The 18,553-nt window shown below is 68.6% G+C and carries 18 protein-coding genes and 1 tRNA gene; 12 read left to right on the top strand and 7 right to left on the bottom strand.

The annotated features are described in order from the left end of the window. Positions 1-47 precede the first annotated feature (47 nt). Complete coding sequence (locus ODE13_RS16215) at positions 48-1,226, bottom strand: helix-turn-helix transcriptional regulator (RefSeq protein ID WP_322480194.1); 1,179 nt, start codon at positions 1,224-1,226, stop codon at positions 48-50. Positions 1,227-1,399: 173 nt separating this feature from the next. Between ODE13_RS16215 and ODE13_RS16210 the strand changes: the two genes are divergently transcribed. The 4 genes from ODE13_RS16210 (at position 1,400) to ODE13_RS16195 (ending at position 4,542) form a co-directional block, all read left to right on the top strand. Then, complete coding sequence (locus ODE13_RS16210; protein ID WP_322480193.1) at positions 1,400-2,812, top strand: FAD-binding oxidoreductase; 1,413 nt, start codon at positions 1,400-1,402, stop codon at positions 2,810-2,812. A gap of 52 nt (positions 2,813-2,864) precedes the next feature. Beyond that, complete coding sequence (locus ODE13_RS16205; protein ID WP_322480192.1) at positions 2,865-3,323, top strand: hypothetical protein; 459 nt, start codon at positions 2,865-2,867, stop codon at positions 3,321-3,323. A gap of 69 nt (positions 3,324-3,392) precedes the next feature. Beyond that, positions 3,393-4,088, top strand: a complete 696-nt coding sequence (locus tag ODE13_RS16200) for an HAD-IA family hydrolase (protein WP_322480191.1) — start codon at positions 3,393-3,395, stop codon at positions 4,086-4,088. Positions 4,089-4,107: 19 nt separating this feature from the next. Next, complete coding sequence (locus tag ODE13_RS16195; RefSeq protein ID WP_322480221.1) at positions 4,108-4,542, top strand: ASCH domain-containing protein; 435 nt, start codon at positions 4,108-4,110, stop codon at positions 4,540-4,542. A 9-nt stretch (positions 4,543-4,551) separates the two neighbouring features. Here ODE13_RS16195 and mgrA read toward each other — a convergent pair whose 3' ends face one another. Continuing rightward, positions 4,552-5,601: an L-glyceraldehyde 3-phosphate reductase gene (gene mgrA / locus ODE13_RS16190; protein ID WP_322480190.1), complete on the bottom strand. Its 1,050-nt coding sequence runs from the start codon at positions 5,599-5,601 to the stop codon at positions 4,552-4,554. A 70-nt stretch (positions 5,602-5,671) separates the two neighbouring features. On the opposite strand from mgrA, the gene ODE13_RS16185 reads away from it, so the two are divergent. After that, positions 5,672-6,217, top strand: a complete 546-nt coding sequence (locus tag ODE13_RS16185; RefSeq protein WP_179540285.1) for a hypothetical protein — start codon at positions 5,672-5,674, stop codon at positions 6,215-6,217. Between the two features lie 19 nt (positions 6,218-6,236). Here the strand turns inward: ODE13_RS16185 and ODE13_RS16180 are convergent, their stop codons facing one another. From ODE13_RS16180 to ODE13_RS16165, 4 genes are all read right to left on the bottom strand, one after another. Continuing rightward, positions 6,237-7,391 carry a cysteine desulfurase family protein gene (locus ODE13_RS16180; protein WP_322480189.1) on the bottom strand — a complete coding sequence of 385 codons (1,155 nt, stop codon included), beginning with the start codon at positions 7,389-7,391 and terminating at the stop codon, positions 6,237-6,239. A gap of 11 nt (positions 7,392-7,402) precedes the next feature. After that, complete coding sequence (gene nadC, locus ODE13_RS16175; RefSeq protein ID WP_322480220.1) at positions 7,403-8,245, bottom strand: carboxylating nicotinate-nucleotide diphosphorylase; 843 nt, start codon at positions 8,243-8,245, stop codon at positions 7,403-7,405. Between the two features lie 68 nt (positions 8,246-8,313). Beyond that, positions 8,314-9,588, bottom strand: a complete 1,275-nt coding sequence (gene nadA / locus ODE13_RS16170) for a quinolinate synthase NadA (RefSeq protein WP_322480188.1) — start codon at positions 9,586-9,588, stop codon at positions 8,314-8,316. Next, entirely contained in the window at positions 9,585-10,295 is a 711-nt protein-coding gene (locus ODE13_RS16165) for an NUDIX hydrolase (protein ID WP_322480187.1), read from the bottom strand. The genes nadA and ODE13_RS16165 overlap by 4 nt, the downstream gene beginning before the upstream one ends. A 203-nt stretch (positions 10,296-10,498) precedes the next feature. Between ODE13_RS16165 and ODE13_RS16160 the strand changes: the two genes are divergently transcribed. The 7 genes from ODE13_RS16160 (at position 10,499) to ODE13_RS16130 (ending at position 17,880) form a co-directional block, all read left to right on the top strand. Then, positions 10,499-11,617, top strand: coding sequence for a YeiH family protein (locus ODE13_RS16160; RefSeq protein ID WP_322480186.1), 1,119 nt, complete (start codon positions 10,499-10,501; stop codon positions 11,615-11,617). Positions 11,618-11,677: 60 nt separating this feature from the next. Next, on the top strand, positions 11,678-12,697 hold the full coding sequence (locus ODE13_RS16155) for an Rv2578c family radical SAM protein (RefSeq protein ID WP_322480185.1): 1,020 nt from the start codon (positions 11,678-11,680) through the stop codon (positions 12,695-12,697). Between the two features lie 69 nt (positions 12,698-12,766). Continuing rightward, a complete protein-coding gene (locus ODE13_RS16150) occupies positions 12,767-13,099 on the top strand; it encodes an antibiotic biosynthesis monooxygenase (RefSeq protein WP_322480184.1) in 333 nt (110 codons plus the stop codon). A 50-nt stretch (positions 13,100-13,149) separates the two neighbouring features. Beyond that, positions 13,150-13,222, top strand: a tRNA-Arg gene (locus ODE13_RS16145). Between the two features lie 328 nt (positions 13,223-13,550). Continuing rightward, complete coding sequence (locus ODE13_RS16140) at positions 13,551-14,801, top strand: MFS transporter (protein WP_322480183.1); 1,251 nt, start codon at positions 13,551-13,553, stop codon at positions 14,799-14,801. A gap of 95 nt (positions 14,802-14,896) precedes the next feature. Then, positions 14,897-16,528 carry an amidohydrolase gene (locus ODE13_RS16135; RefSeq protein ID WP_322480182.1) on the top strand — a complete coding sequence of 544 codons (1,632 nt, stop codon included), beginning with the start codon at positions 14,897-14,899 and terminating at the stop codon, positions 16,526-16,528. Continuing rightward, positions 16,525-17,880 (top strand): APC family permease, encoded by a 1,356-nt coding sequence (locus ODE13_RS16130; RefSeq protein ID WP_322480181.1) that lies wholly within the window; start codon positions 16,525-16,527, stop codon positions 17,878-17,880. Before ODE13_RS16135 ends, ODE13_RS16130 begins: the two co-directional genes overlap by 4 nt. A 119-nt stretch (positions 17,881-17,999) precedes the next feature. Here the strand turns inward: ODE13_RS16130 and ODE13_RS16125 are convergent. Then, positions 18,000-18,553, bottom strand: a 554-nt coding sequence (locus tag ODE13_RS16125) for an MBL fold metallo-hydrolase (RefSeq protein WP_322480180.1), incomplete at its 5' end; no start/stop codon positions are given.

Below are 18,553 nucleotides of genomic sequence, written 5' to 3'. Positions count from 1 at the left end.
GTTCCGCTCCACTGTGTGCGTCCCTGGTCCGGGCAGATCTCATCGAGTCAGGCGTGGGTGAACTGCGTGGCCGGGGCGGCATGATGGTGGTACAGCAGGCTCAGCAGCTCCCCGCGTGAGGCGGTGCCGGTCTTGGAGAGCACAGACCTGATGTGATCGCGCACCGTATGCTCAGAGATGAAGAGCCGCGTGGCGATCTCGCCGGTGGGCCGGCCGTTCGACAGCTCGGCGAGCACCTCCTGCTCGCGCGCGGTGAGGCCATAGGCTGCGACCACCAGGGGCATGACCTCAGTGGGCCGTGACGGTTCGATGACGAGGACGATGCCGGAGAGTCGTCCATCCGGAGTCAGCGTGTGATCGCCTCGGATCGTCAGCCACCGTCCGGACCGACCGTGCAACCTTGTCACCGGGGGCCCGGTCCTCGGATGTCCCCGAGCCCGGGCGCGGGTCAGCGTGGCGATCATGTAGGCCTCGCCCGGCAGCTTGGTCTGAGGGCCGGCGTCGATCGCGTGCGCCCAGAGCTCAGCGAGAAGCTGAGGCGCGCTGTCGTTCATCGAGACCACCTGACCCAGCGGGTCGAGCGTCACGACTCCGGGAGCGCAGTCGACTCCGTCGGATCGCAGGTCGAGAACGGTGCAGCGTTGAAGCCCTGCGGCGATCACCGGACGCAGACGCTCCAGCCAGGCCAGATCCTCTGGTGCGAAGTCCTCTTCGCGGCGCTCCCGAAGGAAATTGCCCACGCCCCAGCAGACCCCGCGCCGGGAGAACGTGGTGCGCAGCTCGGCGCCGAAGCCCATGGGGCCGTTGAGGTCCCTGTGGCGAGGGCTCAGCTCGGGGTTGCCCTGAGTGACGCGGTGCAGGGTCGTGGCCTTGGCGGCGCTGCGGTGCAGGTCCGCGAACTTGTTGAAGTCCGCCTCAAGGAACTCATTGTGCATCCACGGTGCACACATCGCCTCGGGCAGGTTTTCGATGACGGCTGCGGTGGAGAGGACGAGCGTGTCCGGGTCGTTCGCGCTCAGCAGCATCCCCGACATCCCCAGGGCGTCATGGAGCGGTGTGCGCAGGCCCTTGATGAGCTCTGCCGTGCTCGGCGCGTCGCAACAGACCTCCCGGACCCGCCTGGCGGCGCTGTCCCGGTGCCTTCCGCGAGGGACGGCGGTGGTGGGAGTGGTGTCGAGGAGCACCATGGCCTGAGTGTGATCCTGCGGGAGTGTGCTGTCAAGCACTGATGGTGCTCCTCGAGAACATCCCTCAGATGAGGGGGTGCGGTCCGTCAGAACGCCTCCTGGCCGGGGATGGTCCTCGGGGCGGAGTGAGCCCATGCTTGAGGTGCCGCGAGCCAGCGGATCCCTCCACCGCTCGGGGCACGACATCTCCGCCGAACTGTCAGGGGACCGCCATGACCATCCATTCTTTTGTCAGAGACGTCGAGCATCTCGCCGCGTCCTGCCGGGGCGTCGTCCGGCTGCCGACTGACGGGACGGAATACCTCGAGGCGTGTTCCGGGTGGAACGTCGCCTGGACCCAGCGTCCGGCGGTCCTGGTCGGCGCGACTTCAGAAGGCGACGTCGTCCACGCCGTGCGCTATGCCGCCGACCACGATCTCACTGTGGCGGTGCAGAATACCGGGCACAGCGTCACCGTGCCTGCCGACGAGCGCACCCTGCTCATCGTCACCGGTGGCCTCGATCGGGTCTTCGTCGATCCTCAGACGCAGACTGCGACGGTCGGCGGGGGGACCACGTGGAATCCGGTGCTCGCGGATGCGCAGCGGCAGGGCCTGGCACCCCTGCTGGGATCCGCCCCGCATGTCGGCACCGTGGGGTACAGCCTCGGTGGCGGCTTCGGCTGGCTCGCGCGCAAGCACGGTCTCGCCGTGGACGCCGTCCGGTCGATGCGTGTGGTCCTCGCCGATGGCCGGATCGTCACCACCTCGCCCGCGGAGGAGCCCGAGCTGTTCTGGGCGATGTGCGGGACTGCGGGCAGCGGCCTCGGCGTCGTCGTGGAGATGACGACCGCGCTGGTGCCAGTGGAGGAGGTGTACGCCGGGAATCTCTTCTATCCGCTTGACGCCGCCGGCGAGGTGTTCGACCGCTACCTCGACTGGTCAGGACAGGCGCCTGCCGAACTGACCAGTGCGTTCAACATCACCGCGTTCCCCGCTCTGGACATCGTGCCGCCACCTCTTCAGGGGCAGACCTTCGTGATCGTGCGCGGCTGCTGGGCTGGAGCACCTGGGTCGGATGCTGACGCGGGGCCGCGACAGCTGGACACCTGGCGTGCGTGGAAGCCGCCTCTCATGGACACCTGGACGAGCATCCCCTTTGCCCGTGCGGCCGAGATCTCGATGGACCCGGTCGATCCGCTGCCGGCGGCCTCCAGCGGGCGTTGGCTCAGTCGGCTCGACCGCATCGTGTTGGACGCCATGGTTGAAGCCGTCTGCGGGGGCGAAGGTCCCTCACCGATCCTCTTCGCGGAGGCCCGGCACGCCGGAGGCGCGATCCGGCGCGACAATCCGGAGGTCAGCTTCGGTGCCCGGGACGGCGACCGGATGCTCGAACTGGTGGGGCTGATCACCGATCCTCTGGCGGACGCGGACCTGGAGCACCGTTTCGCCACGGTCTGGCGGCGGCTCAGAGAGCACCTCGCCCCGCTGCCCGGATACCTGAACTTCGTCGAGGGGCACGAACGGGTCCAGGCCTCTCGCCACGCGTTCGACGCCGACACGCTCGATCGCCTACGAGCTGCGAAACGTCGATTCGACCCGCACGACCTGTTTCGCCACGGGATCCCGCTCGCGGGCCCGGGCTGAGGCAGGAGGACCCGTGAGGGAGGCACCGTCACGAGTGGAAAGGAACACGGTCATGAGACGACGACTAGCGATGGCGCTGGGATCCGCCGCCCTGCTGGCGGCGGCGACCGTCGGTCCGGCGGATGCGACTGGACAGGCGGACCTGGCTCAGGTCCGATCAGCGACAGCCGCATACCACGACCTGGGAACCGCGATGGGCGCCGGGTACGCGCAGGTGTCTGACTGCGTGCCGAACATGGGGTATCACTATCAGCGCGGAGTGGCCGCCACCGCCGAGGACCTCGACCCGCTGAACCCGGAGATCCTCGTCTACGCCCCGCTGCCGAACGGGAGGAACAAACTGGTGGCGGTGGAGTACGCCACCTGGGACGAGGAGGCGGAACTGTTCGGCACCGCGTTCGATCCGCCGCACCCCCATGGCGGACCGCCGTTCCACACCCTGCACGTGTGGGTCTGGCAGGGCAACCCGGACGGGATCTTCGCCCCCACGAATCCGAACGTCCGCTGCTGAGCACGAGACGGATAGGGTGGTGACGAACATGGCCGTTGTCGCCTCACCCGCTCGACCCCAGGAGAACCCATGGCTGCCGCCGGCACCTCACTCGTCATCACCGCCCGCGCCGCGCTGCTGGACATGGACGGGACGCTCGTGGATTCCCGTGCGGTCGTGGAGAAGCTGTGGCTGCGCTGGGCGGACCAGCACGGGCTGGACCATGACACGGTGCTGCGGACCGTCCACGGGCGGCAGGGCCACGAGTCCATGGCGATCCTGCTTCCGGATCGCTCCGCGGAGGAGAACCATCGCGAGAACCAGCAGATGCTGGCCACCGAATCCGTCGACACCGGCGGAATCATCTCCATCGGTGGTGCGGCCGAGCTTTTGGACGCGCTGCAGGAGCTGCCGCACGCGCTGGTGACCTCGGCCGACGCGCGCCTGGCCATCGCCCGGATGGAGGCTGCCGGGCTGCGGGTGCCGGTGCACCGCATCACCGCTGAGGACGTGACCGCGAGCAAGCCCTCGCCTGAGGGCTTCCTCCTGGCAGCTGAGCGGCTCGGCGTGGCGCCGGGAGAGTGTGTGGTCTTCGAAGACTCGCAAGCCGGCGTGGAGGCTGGGCTCGCCGCAGGCATGCCTGTCGTCGGCGTCGGGGCCCACGCGGCTGCCCACGGCCCCACGTGCGCGGTGGAGGACCTCACCGATCTGCGGATCACCGTGGAGGACGACGGCGGCTTCACCGTCTTGCTGGACGACGGGCCCAGCGCCCACGAGGTGCAATAGACTTCCGTATGTGCTGACCATGAACGATCGCCGGGTGCTCGAGGCCGCCCATGACGCCGCCTCCGTACTCGGTCCTGACAGCACCCATACCGTGGCCTCCGCCGCGATCGACGTCTCCGGGCGGATCCCCACCGGAGTCAACGTCCTCCACTTCGCCGCCCAGTATCACGACGACGTGGCCGCAGGTCGGAAGACCGTCACGGTCCGGCTCGACGATCCCCAGCGGATCGGGCCGGTGACCATGGTCTTCGAGGACGCGGAGGCCGAGGGCTACCGCATCCTGCACGGCGTGGTCGAGACCATCGAGCAGAGAACCTTCGGCGAGCTGACGCCTGAGGACGTTCGCCGTGAGAACGCGCCCAGCCTGGAGGCGCTGCACGCAGGTCTGCGCACGCACTATCCGCACATCACCGATGACGCCCTCGTCGACGTCGTCGGTTTCCGGCTGCGCTGAGACTCCAGGTCAGGAGGCGGTGCTGCGCCGCGCGTCGCCCCAGATGTCGATGCCTGCGTCGACGGCGTGCTGGTCGATCTCGGCCAGCTCCTCCTGACTGAACGCAGGGGACCGCAGCGCCGCCAGATTCTGCTGCAGCTGCTCCACCCGGCTGGCGCCGATCACCAGGGAGGTGACCCGCTCGTCGCGCAGTGCCCAGGCCAGCGCCATCTGGGCGAGCGACTGGCCGCGCCGCTGAGCGATCTCGTGCAGAGCGCGGATCCGCGTGAGGTTCTCCTGGCTGAGGAACCCGTCTCGGAACGAGGGCTTCGTCGCCGCGCGGGAGTCCGAGGGGACCCCGTCGAGATACTTCTCGGTGAGCATGCCCTGGGCCAGAGCACTGAAGGCGATCACGCCCACGCCCTCGTCCTCCACGGTGTCCAGCAGTCCGTCGTGCTCGATCCAGCGGTTGAACATGGAATACGAGGGCTGGTGGATCAGCAGCGGGGTGCCGAGGTCCCGGAGGATGGCCGTGGCCCGGCGCGTGTCCTCCGGCGAATAGGAGGAGATGCCTGCATACAGCGCCCTGCCGGAGCGGACAGCCGTGTCCAGCGCGGCCATGGACTCCTCGAGCGGGGTCTCTGCATCCGGCCGGTGGGAGTAGAAGACGTCCACATAGTCCAGGCCCATCCGCTCCAGAGAGGCGTCCAGGCTGGAGAGCAGATATTTGCGGCTTCCGCCTGGGCCTCCGTACGGTCCTGGATGCATGCTCCAGCCGGCCTTGGTGGAGATGATCAGCTCGTCCCGGTATGGGGAGAGGTCCTCGCGCATCAGGCGCCCGAAGTTGACCTCCGCCGACCCCGGAGGCGGGCCGTAGTTGTTCGCCAGATCGAAATGGGTGATCCCGGAGTCGAAGGCGAACCGGACGATGTCGCGCTGACGCTGGAAGGCGACGTCGTCGCCGAAGTTGTGCCACAGCCCCAGGGACAGCGGCGGAAGCACCAGCCCTGACCGACCGACCCGGCGGTAGTCCAGGTGCTCGTAGCGATCCTCGGCGGCGAGATGACGGGCGTGGCTCATGGGTCTCCTGTCGTGACGGCTGGCGCTGACAAGCCTACTCCTGAGCCTGGGCGCCGACTACGATCAGGACATGGTGAAGTCACAGAACACTGCCGCCATCGCTCGGGCGACGGCACGTGAATGGCATAGCTGGGTCCAGGAGCTCGACGACGCGGGTGCGCAGACGATGAAGCACCCGCAGATCGCCGAGCTGGCGGAGGCACGCATGCCCGCGGACCTGGACAACGCCGGTTGGTGGGCCCAGGGCGTCGCCGTGGCCTACGAGCAGGAGCACGGCCTGCGCATCCCCGGGCAGTCCAGCGACGGAAGCTTCCATGCGTCGGCGAGCAAGACCTATCGCGGAAGCCGGGACGAGGCCATGGAAGCCTGGCTGAACCTGGTGGCGGACCGTGAGGAGTTCAACGGTGTCCTGGTCGAGGAACCGGCATCGACCTCCCGCACGCCGAAGTGGCTCTACTGGCGGGTGAAGCTCTCTGACGGCACCCGGGTGGGCCTCGGCATCACCGCCAAGGGGGAGGACCGCGTGACTCTGGGATTAGAGCACACCAAGTTGGAGTCTCCCGAGGAGATCGACCAGTGGAAGCCGTTCTGGAAGGCGCTGCTCGCCGAGCTCTGAGTACCCACGGAGAAGCCCGTCATCGCGGACCCGCGCTGCGGCTCAGCGCCTCCGCGGCGCGGAGCAGGTCCGCCTCGCTGACCTCGGTGCCGAAGGTGAAGCGCACCGCGGTCTGGGCGAGCTCCGAAGGGATGCCCATCGCCATGAGGGCAGGGCTGGGCTCGTCGGACCCGGCGGCGCAGGCCGAGCCGGAGGAGCAGTAGACGCCTTCTCGTTCCAGGTCGAGCAGCACGGCTTCGCCGCTGCGACCGGGCAGGACGAAGGCGGCATGGCCGGCCAAGCGTCGGTTCCGGTGCCCGAGCAGTCGAGCGCCGGGCACGCTGTGCTCCACGGCCGTGATGAAGGCGTCCCTCCTGGCTCGAAGCGCGGCGACGTCGTCATCCCGGGCGAGCTCCAGAGCGGTAGCCATGCCGACGGCGCCGGCGACGTCCTCGGTCCCGGAACGGCGGCCGCGCTGCTGGCCCCCGCCGTGGATCAGCGGTTCGAAGGGCGTGCGCCGCCGCAGCCAGAGCACCCCGACCCCTTTGGGAGTGCCCAGCTTGTGCCCGGCCAGAGTGAGGGCCTGGACCCCGAGACGTCGGACGTCCAATGCCTCCGTGCCCGCGGCCTGGACGGCATCGGTGTGGAACGGGGCGCCCGCCTCCGCCGTGATCGCGGCCAGCGCCGTGATGTCCTGCACAGTGCCGACCTCGTTGCTGGCGGCCTGCACGCTGACCAGCGTGGTGTCCTCCCGCAGGCGGTGGCGCAGCTCCGCGGGGTCTACTCGTCCGTCAGCGTCGACGGGCAGGACCTCCATCTCATAGCCCAGGCGGCCCAGCCAGGCCGCCGACTCGGAGACCGCCGGGTGCTCGAGAGCGGAGATGAGCACATGGCGGCCGCGGGGCGAGGCCAGGGCGATGCCCTTGATCGCCGCGTTGTCAGCCTCAGTGCCGCCGGAGGTGAAGATGACCTCTCCGGGGCGGCCACCCAGGCAGTGTGCGACCCGTGTCCGAGCGTGCTCCAGAGCCCGGCCGGCGGTCATGCCGGGCTCGTGGCGGCTGGACGGATTGGCATGCTCACCCGACAGATGGGGCCACATGGCCTCGAGCACCGCACGACGTACCGGGGCCGAGGCCGCGGAGTCGAGGTAGACGTCGGCGGAGAGCTGAGCCGTGGAGTCGGCGATCTGCGTCATGAACAGGTCCCTCAGAGCTGCGTGGTCAGGTCAAGGCCGAGATCCACTGCTGGCACGCCATGTGTCAGTGCACCGACGCTGATGACGTCGACGCCGGTCGCGGCGATCTCGCCCACAGTGTCCAGATGCACTCCGCCCGAGGCCTCCACCACGGCTCGTCCGCCGATGATCTCCACTCCGCGGCGCAGGTCCGCAGCGGAGAAGTTGTCCAGCATGACGGTGTCCGCGCCTCCGGCGAGCGCCGGTTCGATCTGATCGATCCGGTCCACCTCCACCTCGATGTGGGTGGTGTGCGGCAGGCGGGCTCGGGCCCCGGCGACGGCGGCGGAGAGGTCCTCGACCAGGCCGATGTGGTTGTCCTTGGCCATCACGGCGTCGGAGAGGCTGAAGCGATGATTGTGGCCGCCTCCGCAGCGCACCGCATGACGCTCCAGGGCGCGCAGGCCCGGGGTGGTCTTCCGGGTGTCGGTGATCCGGGCGCCGGTGCCGGCGACGGCGTCCACGTAGCGGGCGGTCAGGGTCGCCACCGCAGTCATCCGCTGCACCAGGTTCAATGCCACACGCTCCGCGGTCAGCACCGCCCGAGCCGGGCCGCGCACTGAGGCGAGGCGGTCACCAGAGCTGAAGCGGGCGCCGTCGTGCCGGTGGAGGGTCACGTTCACCTCAGGAGAGAGTGCTGTCATCGCGGTGCGGAAGACCTCTGCACCGCTGAGCACCCCGGGCTGACGGGCCACCAGGGCGGCCTCGGCGACGGCGTCCTGCGGCACGAATGCCCAGCAGGTCAGGTCGCCTGCCGGCACGTCCTCCTCGAGTGCGAGGCGCACCACCTTCTCGATCTGGGTCGGGGAGAGCAAGGGATCCGCTGCGACGACAGGGGCCACGGCCGTGGGCGGGGAGCTCAGGACGGAGTTCATGTCCGTGTTCACTTCGGCTTCGCAGCGAGCATGCGGTCCAGGGCGACCTTGGCCTCGACGGCGACGTCGCTCTCGACCACGATCTGGTTCTCCACCCGGCCGGCGACGAGCTCGTCCAGCACCCAGGCGAGGTATCCGGGGTGGATGCGGTACATCGTCGAGCAGGGGCAGATCACCGGGTCCAGGCAGAAGATCGTACGGTCCGGATACTCCGCGGCCAATCGGTTGACCATGTTGATCTCCGTGCCCACGGCGATGGTGTCGCCGGGGGCGGAGGCTGCGATGAACTTCTGGATCGCATCGGTGGAGCCTGCGGCGTCGGCGGCGTCGACCACCGGCATCGGGCACTCGGGATGGACGATGACCCTGACCCCGGGGTGTTCGGCGCGGGCCTGCTCGATCTGGTCCACGGTGAAGCGCCGGTGTACGGAGCAGAACCCATGCCATAGCAGCACCTTGCCCTGCAGCAGATCCTGTTCGCTGTTGCCGCCCAGCGGCTGGCGGGGGTTCCACATCGGCATCTGCTCCAGCGGCACTCCCATGGCCTTGGCAGTGTTGCGACCCAGATGCTGATCGGGGAAGAACAGCACCCGATGGGCGCGTGCGAAGGCCCATTCCAGCACGGTGGCGGCGTTGGAGGAGGTGCACACGATCCCACCATGGCGGCCGCAGAAGGCCTTCAGGGCCGCGGAGGAGTTCATGTAGGTCACCGGGATCACCGGCAGCTTCCCCTCGGCGTCGGGCTGAGGATCCTCGGGGTCGAAGCTGTAGACCTCGGCGATGTCCTCCCAGGCCTCCTCGACGGACTCTTCGTCGGCCATGTCGGCCATCGAGCAGCCGGCGGCCAGGTTGGGCAGGATGACCCGCTGCTCGGCAGAGGAGAGGATGTCGGCGGTCTCGGCCATGAAATGCACACCGCAGAACACGATGGTCTCGGCCTCCGGCTTGGTGAGCGCGGCGTTGGCGAGCTGGAAGGAGTCGCCCACGAAGTCGGCGTACTGGACGACCTCATCGCGCTGGTAGAAATGGCCCAGGATCACCAGCTTCTCGCCCAAAGTCTCCTTGGCCGCACGGATGCGGGCGTGGACGTCGGCGTCGTCGAGCTCCCGGTAGAGCTGGGGAAGCTGTCCCGGACGCACGGTGCGGTCCGGGGTGGGATCGGCCTGGGAGGCGCCCGGACCGTAGCCGGGTGCGGCGTCGAACTCCCACGGGCCCTCCGGCAGCGAGGTGCTGCAGGAATCCTTGGGCTTGAGCTCGATGCGGTCGTGGACGGACAGGCTCATGGGTTCTCCTCGATGGTGAGCGTGTAGCGGGAACGGTTCGGGGCCGAGCGGTACAGCACCGGCGGGCGGTGGTGGGTGCCGGTCATACGACGACCGGTGCTCTCCACGGAACCCTGGGCCAGCACCTGTCGGCGGAAGTTGGAGGGATCCAGGTCGCGTCCGAGGATCGCCTCGTAGACCTCGCGGAGCCGGGTCAGCGGGAACTCCTCGGGCAGGAAGGCATGGGCGATGGGGGAGTAGGTGATCTTCGCCCGCAGACGCTGCACGGCATACCGGAGGATCACCCCGTGGTCGAAGGCCAGCGGGGCGGTGCCGTCCTCATGTCGGGCCAGGGTCTCGTCGGCCGGGAACCACTGGACGTTCTGCCCGTGATGGGCATCCGCGTCCTCATCGGGGCGGACCAGTGCCCAATAGACGATGGAGACCACACGGTGGTCAGTCTGGGGGGAGCGGTCGACGTCGCCGAACGCGTAGAGCTGCTCCAGGTGGCGCGGTTCCAGACCGGTGGTGGCCTTCAGGGTCTCGCGAGCTGAGGCGGCCAGATCATGGTGGTCCTCCAGCGGGCCGCCCGGCAGCGCCCAGCGGCCACGGAAGGGCTCGCGGATGCGGCGCACCAGGGGGAGCCACAGAGTGGGGCGCTCGGCTTCAGGGTGCGGCCGCAGGGCGAACACCACGGTGGACACGGCCAGTTCCAGATGCTGGTTCACCGCATCAGGCGACGCGAACGCGTCCGGCGTGGACCACGCGGGGCGAGCGGTCGTGTCCGTGGAGCTTTCTGCAGGACCCGTCACAGCGGCCTCCCTCCTTCTGGTGTCTCTGACACTATGCTCCGCCTCATAATGTCATGTCAACCTGAAGTGGTGCCAGGGGGTGCCGGATCGACACCTGCGCAGCGGCATAGACTGTCGCGGTGACCACCCCCGCCCGACGCCGACGCCGTGCCGGCCTCTCGGCCAGCTCCAGCTCCGCCGCCCGCGGTTCCTTGCGAGGCCCGGGCGCGGCTTCGCGCCTGCGCCGGCTGATGCCGGGAGTCGCCCTCGCGCTGCTCGTCGCCACCGCAGCCCATCTCGGCGGCGGGCTGCTTCCCGGGGTCTCCGGGCTCCTGCTGGCGATCCTGGGGGGAATCGGTCTGCGTGCCCTGGGCTGGATACCGCGCCCGTTCGAGGCGGGCCTCGGCTTCGCGGCCAAGACTCTGCTGCGCACCAGCATCGTGCTCCTGGGGCTTCAGCTCGTGCTCGGGGACATGCTCGCGTTGGGCTGGGAGGTGGTGGTCATCGTCGTCGGCACCGTGGTGCTGACCTTTCTGGGCACGCTGCTGGGAGCTCGGGCGCTGGGGACTCCGCGCGGGGAGTCGGTCATGCTCGCCACGGGCACCGCCATCTGCGGAGCCTCCGCCGTCGCCGCGGCGGCAGCCGCCGTGGATCGTGGGGATGGGCGCGACCGGTCAGGCAGGCCGGTGGACTCGGCGGCGGCCATGGCGATCGCGGTGGTCACCTTCTACGGCACCCTGGTCATGTTGGCGCTGCCGCTGCTGGCCGAGCCGCTCGGACTGGACGAGCGCTCGGCCGGGATCTGGATCGGTGCAGGAGTCCATGAGGTCGGCCAGGTCGTGGCCGCCGGCGGCATGGTGGGTGCCACTGCGCTCGCGGTCGCCGTGATGGTGAAGCTGGCCCGCGTGGTGCTGCTGGCCCCGATCATCGTGCTGATCGGACTGGGCGAGCGTCGCGGCCCCCGCACGAGCGATGAGACTCCGGGCCCGGGGCGGCGCCGCCCTCCGCTGCTGCCGGGCTTCATCCTGGGATTCCTGGCCGCCGCCGCGCTGGCCTCCCTGGTCGATCTGCCGGCTGACCTGCTCGACCCCGCGCGGACCATCACGACTCTGCTGATGACCATGGCCATGGTGGGGATCGGCGCGGGAGTCCACCTGCCTCAGCTGCTGCGACGAGGCGGGCCGGCCCTGGCCGTGGGAGCGTTCGGCACCGTGGTCGCACTGGGAGTCTCGCTGATCGGAGTGGTCCTGCTCCTCTGAGCCGAGGGCAGAGCGAGTGCCCCCTCGACACTCGTTCGAATCTGTGTTCGAATGACTGTCATGCGATGGCAGGGTCAGAAGGTCGACGACGACGGCGGCGCGCTGCTGCCGATGAAGGGCCTGCTGCGCACGGTGCGTACCCCGGAGTTTGAGGGCGTGACCTTCCACGAGATCGCCAGCCGTTCGGCACTGAACCGCGTGCCGGCCGGTTCGAACATGCCGTTCGGCTGGACGATCAACCCCACACGTGGATGCCTGCATCGCTGCGTCTACTGCTTCGCGCGGAAGACCCAGGGGTACCTGGACTTCGACTCCGGGGAGGACTTCGACACCCAGATCGTGGTGAAGACCAACGTCGTGGAGGTCCTGCGGGCCGAGTTGGCCAGGCCCAGCTGGGGGCGTGACCATGTGGCGTTGGGAGCGAACTCGGATCCATACATGCGCGCCGAGGGTCGTTACCGGATCATGCCGGGGATCATCCGCGCCCTGGCCGAATCCGGCACACCGTTCTCCATCCTCACCAAGGGGCCGCTGCTGAAGCGAGATCTGCCGCTGCTGACGGAGGCTGCTCAGCACGTTCCCGTGTCCGTGGCCGTCTCGCTGGCCATGGTGGACCCGCAGCTGCAGCAACGGGTGGAGCCGGGCACTCCGGATCCACGGGCGCGGCTCAACCTGATCCGGTCCGTCGTGGACGCCGGCCTGGAGTGCACCGTGCTGGCGATGCCGATCCTGCCGTGGCTCTCAGACACCGAGGAGCACCTCGATGCCCTCCACCGTGCTTTGGCGGAGGCGGGGGCGGTGGACGTCACCACGGGAGCTCTGCACCTGCGGCCCGGGGCTCGCGAGTGGTACATGCAGTGGCTCGCCCGAGAGTACCCCGAGCTGGTCGCACGCTATCGGCGGATCTACCGAGGCGGATCCTATGCTTCCAGCGAGTACCGGAAATGGTTGGGGGCCCGAGCCAAGGAGGCGCGGCGCCGGCACGGGTTCGAATGGCGACAGGATCCGATGTGGCGCGAGCGCACGGTGCCGGACCTGCCCGCCGCGGACCCGGGCCCCCGTCAGCCTGTGCTGTTCTGAAGTCGAGATTCGGGGAGTTTTGGGTGACATCTGCGAACGGGTGCGACGATCTGCTGCCACAATGGGCGCATGAGCGTCATCAAGATCAACGCGATCACCGTGCCCGAGGACTCCGGAGAGGAGCTCGGTCACCGTTTTGCCGCCCGCCACGGGTCCATGGAGGGCACTCCCGGATTCGAAGGCTTCGAGCTGCTCCAGCCGACCGACGGTCGACACGTGTGGCTCGTGGTCACTCGGTGGGCCTCTGAGGAGGACTTCGAGAATTGGCGGAGCTCCGCGCACTTCCGGCGCTCCCATGCCCAGGGCGGCGACGCTGACTCCAGCGATGAAGGCGAGCAGGCGCGTCCGGCGGTGGGTATGTCCTCTGAGCTGTGGACCTATCAGATTTCGGTCACCGGCTGAGGACTGGTAATCTAGCGAGGTCAGAACGTCAGCAATGCTGGCCTGGCCCCGCCTCCTTAGCTCAGGGGATAGAGCGTCTGCCTCCGGAGCAGAAGGCCGCAGGTTCGAATCCTGCAGGGGGCACCTGTGGAAGTGCTGGGACATCGATTCGTCGATGTCCCAGCACTTTTTTGTCTCCGGGGGCGGTGCTCGTCCCTCATCTCTGATGTGCGACGACGGCACTGGTCCCCGCCGCCCCTCGCGCGCTGGACTCCCTCGCCTCTGCGACATCTGACTCTCCGACATCTGACCCTCCGACATCTGACCCTGCGTATGCGCAGAGTCGGGTGCTGCCTCGAGCCCGACTGTGCTCCGCCTCCAGGTTCTGCCGCTTGACAGGCCGATGTGACCCGGGTTACAAAGATAACGAATCCCGTTCATTTAATGGGGCCCATCGTTCGAGGAGACCCGCATGTCTGCATCCGCGCCCCGGCTGGCTCCACGAGTGGTCGTGTCGTTCATCGGCACCCTTGTCCTGGCCTACCTGGCCGCCAACCTCGTGCCGGTCCTGATCGGTGCGCTGGTGAACGACCTGGGCTTCACAGTGGCTCATGCGGGCAATCTCGTGACCCTGATGTCCCTGGGCACGGCCGCCGGGCTCTTCGCCGCCAACAGGTTCGTCGCCCGCGGAGATCGCGCCACGGTCGCTCGCACGGGGCTGGCAGGAATGGTGATCGGCTTCGGCAGCGCGGCGGCGGTGCTGACCCCCTCCGTGGTGCAGGTCGGTGTCATCATCGGCGGCATCAGCTGCGGGGTGGTGATGGCGGCCGGCATTGCCTCCACCGCCGTCACGATGAATCCGGACAAGACCACCACCATGGTCACGATCGTCAATCGCGCCGGCGCGGCCCTCCTTCTGGCGGTCGTGCCCCTGCTGGGCAACGACCTGCAGCACCTGCTGACCGTGCTCGCACTGCTGGGGGCAGGGGGCCTGTTCGCCGCCGGAGGCCTGCCGAACCTGCCCGTCCAGGAGAAGCCCACCGGCAGGCTCCGGCCCTTCACCCCGGCCGCGATCCTGCTGGCCGCGGTCTTCGGCCACTGGTCGCTCTCCGAGGACATGGTCTACGCCATGCTCGAGATCCTCGCCGTCCAGAACGTGGGGCTGTCACCGGGGCAGTCCTCCGTGGTGATCTCCCTGCAGATCATCGGTGGCCTCACCGGCGCCGTCGTCGCGCCGCTGGTGCTGGCACGGATCGGACGTTCCCTGTCGATCTTCGGCATCCTGGTCCTCAGCAGCACGGCGAAGTTCCTCATCGTCTCCTCCACCGTCGCGCCAGTCTTCCTCGCCGCCAACGTCGCCTGGGGGCTGGCCTACGGCGCGGCCCTGGTGCTGGTCCTGGGGCTGGCCGCTCGTATGGACGTCTCGGGGCGAGTCGGAGTGCTCGTCTCCACCATCTACATCATCGGCATCGCGCTGGGTCCTGCCGTGGGCGGGATCCTGGTGACCTACACGTCACCCCTGATGTTCGCCACCATGGTCTCGGCAGTCAGCGTGGTCGCAGGTCTGGTGCTGCTGATGATCTCTCGGCGCAGCGGCGTGCCGGAGCGGGGAGGGGACCGGCTCCGCGTTCACGACGTCGCCGCCGGCGATCCTCTGGCCACCTTCCCGCAGGGACAGGACGCGACCTCGACGTCCGGCGCCGCGGACCGGGGGAGCCGTTGAGCCCCGTCCCTCCGACGAGCGCCCCGAGACCGAGCCTCGGGCCGACGTCGCCTTCATTCACCGAGACCTTTCCACCTGGAGGAGCCAGCACCGTCATGACCGATCTGATCATCCATTCCGCCACGATCCGCACGATGACCGCTGACACGGGAGGTGAAGCCGTGGCGGAGACCGCCGTCGCCGTCTCCGGAGGTGTGATCACGGCGCTGGGACAAGACGACGAGATCCTTGCCCTCGCCGGCGGCGACACCGAGATCATCGATGCCCGCGGCGCGACCCTGACACCGGGGCTCATCGACTCCCACTGTCACCCGGTGCTGGGCTGCGAATCGACGGTGGGCGTCGACTTCGGCGGCATGACAAACCTGGAGACGATCCGTCAGGCCATCGCCGAGGAAGCGCGCCGGCTGCCTGCCGACGCCTGGATCCTGGGGTGGAACCTCGACTACAAGGCCTTCGAGGAGGCCGGGATCCGCGGAGACCACTTCGACGCGGTCACGGGAGGCCGCCCCCTGGCGGTGCGCTTCTTCGACATGCACACCGGACTCGCCAACAGCGTCGCCCTGGCTCGCGCGGGTGTCGACGGCACCGAGCAGTTCTCGGATGCCAGCGAGGTCGTCGTCGAGGAGGACGGCACCCCCACCGGTGAACTCCGGGAGATCCCCGCCTACACGCTGGTGTTCGACGCCGTCCCCCAGGGGCCTCCGGAGGAGCTGGCCCGCAAGGTCCAGGCCAAGCTGGCCGAGATGGCCGCCACCGGAGTGACCACAGCGACGATCATGGACGGCACCCGGGCCACTCTGTCGACCCTCGATGCCTTGGAGGCCCTGCCCGGAGGTCTGCCGGTGCGCCTGCAGGTGGCGCTGTGGCATCACCCGGGCGACGACGATACGGCCCTCGCCGAGAGGATCGCGCTGTTCGGCGTCGAGGGTGAGCGGTACCGGGTCGCCATGATCAAGATGTTCATCGACGGTGTCATCGACAGCGGCACAGCCTGGTTGCATCAGCCCGACACGGCGGGGGATTCGGCCCACCCCTTCTGGCCCTCGCTGGACCGGTACCGCGAGGTGGCGGCCGCCTATCATCAGGCCGGCTTCCAGCTCGCCACCCATTCCTGCGGCGACGCAGGAGTGGACCACGTGACGCAGGTGTACCGGGAGCTGGTGCAGGGCGACCCCGCGGCCGCACCGCACCGCATCGAGCACCTGGAGACGATGACCGACCGCGACGTGGAGCAGCTGGTCGACGCAGGGGTCGTGGCCTCCATGCAGCCGCTGCACATGCAGTGGCGAGAAACGGGGGGAGCCGACCCGTGGGCCGTCCGGCTCGGGCCGGAACGCGCTGCCCGCGCCTGGCGCATCAAGGACGTGCTGGACGCCGGCGGGCGGATCGCGCTGGGCTCGGACTGGCCGGTGGCCACCAGCGACGCACGCATCGGCCTGGCCTGGGCCCGCCTGCGCCGACACCCCGGAAGACCCGAGGCGCCGGCCTTCGAAGCTGACCAGCGGCTGACCGGGCTGCAGGCTCTGCTCGGCTACACGCGGTGGGCCGCGGAAGCCCTGGGTCGCCGTGACCTGGGCACCATCGCCCCCGGCGGCCAGGCTGACCTGGCGCTGTGGTCAGCGGATCCCGTCGACGTCGACCCCGATGACCTGTGCGAGACCCCTGTGCTCCTGACCACCGTGGCAGGAACCGTCGTCCACCGTGAGAGAGAGATCGCCCTGTGAGCACCGAGAACCCCGCACTGAAGCGGACGCTGGGCCTGCCCTACGCGGTGCTGTTCGGTCTGGCCTACATGGTTCCGCTGACCGTCTTCACCACCTACGGCATCGTCAGCACCATCACCTCCGGGCACCTGGCCTTGGCCTATGTGATCACGCTGACCGCCATGCTGGTCACGGCTCTGAGCTATACCCGGATGGTCCGGGCGCTGCCGGTCGCCGGTTCGGCCTACACCTACACCCAGCACGCCTTCGGCCCGAACCTGGGTTTCCTCGTGGGCTGGTCGCTGCTGCTGGACTACCTGTTCCTGCCGATGATCAACTTCATGATCATCGGGCTCTACCTCCATGCGGCGGTGCCCGCGCTGCCCGCGTGGCTGATCATCCTGGTCACGATCGTGATCGTCACCGCGATGAACGTGCTCGGCATCAAGGTCGCCGCCGGATTCAACAGCATGCTGGTGGGGATCCAGGTGATCTTCATCGTGGTCTTTGTGATCATGAGCATCGTGACCCTGACAGCTCAGGACGCTCCCATCGACCCGTTGGCGCCCTTCGCCAACGAGGAGTTCCAGTTCGCCGCGCTGATCGCCGGCGCCGCAGTGCTGTGCCTGTCCTTCCTCGGGTTCGATGCGGTCTCGACCCTCTCGGAGGAGACCCGTGACCCCACTCGGACCATCCCGCGGGCCATCCTGATCTGCACCTTCAGCGCAGGCCTCATCTTCATCTTCCTGTCCTGGATGGGGCACCTGGTATTCCCGGACTGGACGGCCTACAGCTCGGTGGACACAGCCTCCACCGACGTGATGGCACGCGCCGGTGGGGCCTTCCTGGTGGCCTTCTTCACCGCCGCCTTCATCTCCGGGGGTGCGGCCTCGGCGACGGCGTCGCATGTCTCCGTGACGCGGATCCTCTACACGATGGGCCGTGACGGTGCGATGCCGGGACGGATCTTCGCCGTCCTGCACCCGCGGTTCCGGACCCCCTATCTGGCAGCACTGGTGGTCGGTGCGGTCTCCCTGCTGGCCCTGGTGTTCCCGCTGGAGCTGGCCGCCGCCATGATCAGTTTCGGCGCCTTGATCGCCTTCACCTTCGTGAACCTCAGTGTGATCAAGTACCACGCGGTGGACCGTGGACGCCGTCACGGCGGAGACCTCATCCGCCACGTGGTGCTGCCCATCATCGGAGTCGGTCTGTGCCTGTGGCTGTGGACCTCACTGGCCCCTGATGCCTTCATGGTGGGGCTGGGCTGGGTCGGCGTCGGAGTGATCTGGCTGCTGGTCATCACCCGCGGTCTGCGTCGGCCGGCGCCCACCATGGACCTGCAGGAGGCGGAGGACTCCGTCGTGCGGAGTTAGGGCCGCTCCACACACAGGCGTCCCCTGCGGACCAGCTCTCGAGTGCTGGAGCGCAGGGGACGCCTGTGTGCCATGATCGCGTGTGCGACGAGGTCCGGGATCATCCCGGCCGTCGGCATTCAGTGTCCGCGGTCTACCCATTCTTGGAGGTGGGGCTTTTCTTTGTCGATGCGGGTGGACTCTCCGTGGCCGGGGTGGACCTCGGTGTTCTCTGGTAGCTGCGCGAAGATGCGGTCGCTGATGGACTCGATGATTGTCTCGAAGCTGCTGTGGGAGCGTCCGGTGGCTCCGGGGCCTCCTTGGAAGAGGGTGTCCCCGGCGAAGAGCACCGACCCGCGGGTCCCGTCGGTGTGGGGGAGGTCTTCGGCGTAGAAGCAGGTGGAGCCGGGGGAGTGTCCGGGGGTGTGGATGGCGGTCAGGCGGGTGTCGGAGATGGTGAAGACATCGCCATCGGAGATCTCCACTTCGGGCAGGGCATGGGCGTGGACCTGTTCCCAGAGCACGTGGTCGGCGGGGTTGAGATGGATGCGGCCTCCGACCTTGCGCTGGACCTCGAAGACTTCACGGATGTGATCGTCATGGCCATGGGTGAGCAGGATGGCCAATACTTGGCGGTCACCGACCTGCTGGGCCACTGCCTCGGGGTCATGGGCGGGGTCGATGATGAGCACTT

The organism is Nesterenkonia sp. HG001 (genome assembly GCF_034438835.1).
GTDB lineage: Bacteria > Actinomycetota > Actinomycetes > Actinomycetales > Micrococcaceae > Nesterenkonia > Nesterenkonia xinjiangensis.
The sequence above is the reverse complement of the archived record's forward strand: the minus strand, read 5'-3'. Positions and strand labels throughout refer to the sequence as shown.